Source organism: Streptomyces sp. NPDC001709 (genome assembly GCF_053596375.1).
The window spans coordinates 1-1,948 of the sequence record NZ_JBSFGB010000139.1 but is presented as its reverse complement, the minus strand read 5'-3'; the positions used below and the strand labels follow the sequence as shown (position 1 = coordinate 1,948).

Sequence of the window (1,948 nt, the reverse complement as noted above, 5' to 3'; positions counted from 1 at the left end):
ATAGACACCTCAGGCGCTTAGCGTGTCAAGCGACGGCGGCGAGTTCGTAGGGGAAGGCCGTGTGTTCGTCGAACAGTTTGCGGTGCTTGAGGCAGTGGTAGAGCTGGCCGAGCATGCGGTTGAAGAGGTTCCTCTGGGCGGCTGCGTGCCAATCTCCGTGGTCGTCGCGGCGCCTGCGGTAGTGGGCCTTGGCGCCTGGTGAGGCGGTGATCGCGGAGAACGCCCAGAGGTAGCCGGCGTGGTTGAGGCGGTCGTTCTTCACCCACCGGCGGGTGATGCTCGACTTCTTGCCGGAGGCCCTGGTGATGGGGGAAGCCCCTGCGTATGCCTTCAGGCCGCGGGCGTCGGTGAAGCGGTTGTGGTCGTCTCCGATCTCGGCGAGCACCCGGGCACCGAGCTGGATGCCGAGTCCGGGAAAGCTGAGGATGATCTCAGCGTCTGGGTGCTGAGGAAAGGCTTCCTCCACCGCCTCGGCCAGGTTGTCGGCGGCGGTGCAGGCGGCCTCCAGTTGGACCAGGAGCGCGAGCATCTGCTTGCCGAGCGCGTCCTCGACCAGGGGTGGCTGGTGGGCCCAGTCGGTGCGGAAGACGTCCCGGAGCCGTTCGGCCTCGGCTTCGATGTTGCGTTGGCGGCCGGCGCGCTTGAGTGCGGCCTGCAGCTGCGTGCGCGTCAGCCGCGAGGCCCGCGCCGGTGTGGGAGCGGCCTTGAGGAGTTCGTGCGCCTCCCGGCGGCACAGACCGTTCTTCCAGGGCTCGAAGGCGGCCAGCGCGGCCGGGTAGTACTCGCGCAACAGGGAGCGGAGTTGGTTGGACATTTGCTGCCGGTTCCACGTAGCGTCCTGCTGGGCTCTGGCGAGCACGGCGAGGGCGCGGGCCAGGTCGCTGTCCTGCGGCAGCGGCCGGTGGGCGTGCATGTCGGTGCGCAGGATGTTGGCCAGTACCAGGGCGTCTCCGGGGTCGGATTTCTTGCGGGAGACGCTGTGTCGGTCGCGGTAGCGGGCGGCGGCCATCGGGTTGATCGCGAAGACCTGCCGCTTGCCTGTCCGCAGCACTGCGACGAGCAGGCCGCGGGAGGTTTCGATCGCGACCGGGATGGGGTTCTCTTCGGTGTCGCCGTATTCGGCAAGCAGGTCCAGCAGGATCTTGTAGCCGGCAGCGTCGTCGGTGATGTGCCGCTTGGCCAATAACTGGCCGCTGTCGTCGACCAAGGCGACGTCATGGGTGCGTTCGGCCCAGTCGATACCGCAGTAGATCAAGTCTTTCCCCTCCGTCGTGCTGTTCCTGCTGGTCACGAGCTCATGCGGGCCACGCAGCGACCTAATCCCAGGACTCAGCCCTGTGGCTGGTCCGCCACCTCAGTAGCTGTTCGCGGCACCAGCTCGTCCCACGGGCCTCGGTCTCTGCGGGAGCTCGAACGGCTCGGGCTTCACAAGAGGTCACCGTGGAGCGGGCTCGCACCACCAACACCAACGAGTGATCTGTCGAGAGGTGTTGACGCCCGGCGGTGCTGGACGGCGCCGATCTTTCGGTAGGCATCGCGTGCCAGGAGGGACGTCAAACGTCCGTCCAGCACCTGCGGGCGCCAACACTGGCTGGACGGTGACAGGCGCATGGCGCCGGCGCCGCCGATCTATCCTTGGGCATCGAGGCCGGGGAACCAATAGGCGTCCGTCCGACGCCCACACGGTTGTCACCGTTGAGGCAGTGATGACCGCCGCGGAGCCGCCGGGCGCCGCCTCTCTATGACTAGGCGTACGTCACGCCAGAGTGCTCAAAGGCATGCATCCGGCGCCCCTGCAGCCGTCACCACCACGAGTACGAGGACCGTGCACCGCTCTATAGCAAGGCGTTCAGTCGCCTGGCTGATCGAAGATGTCGCGGTCCTCGACTCGAACGGCCGGAAGTGCATCTGCCCCACCGGAACCGTTAGCAACGGATTAGGCTGATCG

At 66.9% G+C, this 1,948-nt stretch carries 1 protein-coding gene; it reads right to left on the bottom strand.

What is annotated here, in order from left to right:
• Nucleotides 1-25 precede the first annotated feature (25 nt).
• Complete coding sequence (locus tag ACWC0C_RS48285; RefSeq protein WP_450871542.1) at nt 26-1,255, bottom strand: IS110 family transposase; 1,230 nt, start codon at nt 1,253-1,255, stop codon at nt 26-28.
• Nucleotides 1,256-1,948 lie beyond the last annotated feature (693 nt).